Source organism: Geitlerinema sp. PCC 9228, assembly GCF_001870905.1.
GTDB lineage: Bacteria > Cyanobacteriota > Cyanobacteriia > Cyanobacteriales > PCC-9228 > PCC-9228.
The window spans coordinates 1-623 of the sequence record NZ_LNDC01000209.1 but is presented as its reverse complement, the minus strand read 5'-3'; the positions used below and the strand labels follow the sequence as shown (position 1 = coordinate 623).

The 623-nt window shown below is 49.4% G+C and carries 1 protein-coding gene; it reads left to right on the top strand.

The annotated features are described in order from the left end of the window. Positions 1 to 623, top strand: a 623-nt coding sequence (locus AS151_RS20330) for a tetratricopeptide repeat-containing protein (RefSeq protein WP_139240836.1), incomplete at both ends; no start/stop codon positions are given.

The window sequence follows — 623 nt, the reverse complement described above, 5'->3', positions numbered from 1 at the left end:
AACCCAAGGCAAATACGACGATGCCGAACCTCTCTATCTTAAAGCTATTCAAATCTACGAACAATCCCTACCTCCCTCCCATCCCAGCCTCGCTACCAGCTACAACAATCTCGCAGGGTTGTACCGAACCCAAGGCAAACACGACGATGCCGAACCTCTGTTTTTAAAAGCTATTCAAATCTGTGAACAATCCCTACCTCCCTCCCATCCTCACCTTGCACAAAGCTACCACAATCTCGCCTTGTTGTACGAAGCTCAAGGCAAACACGACGATGCCGAACCTCTGTTTTTAAAAGCTGTTCAAATCTTGGAACAATCCCTACCTCCCTCCCATCCTGACCTCGCTACCAGCTACAACAATCTCGCAGAGTTGTACCGAACCCAAGGCAAACACGACGATGCCGAACCTCTCCATCTTAAAGCTGTTCAAATCTGGGAACAATCCCTACCTCCCTCCCATCCTGACCTCGCTACCAGCTACCACAATCTCGCAGAGTTGTACGAAGCTCAAGGCAAACTCGACGATGCCGAACCTCTCCATCTTAAAGCTATTCAAATCCGAGAACAATCCCTACCTCCCTCCCATCCTGACCTTGCTACCAGCTACAACAATCTCGCCTTGT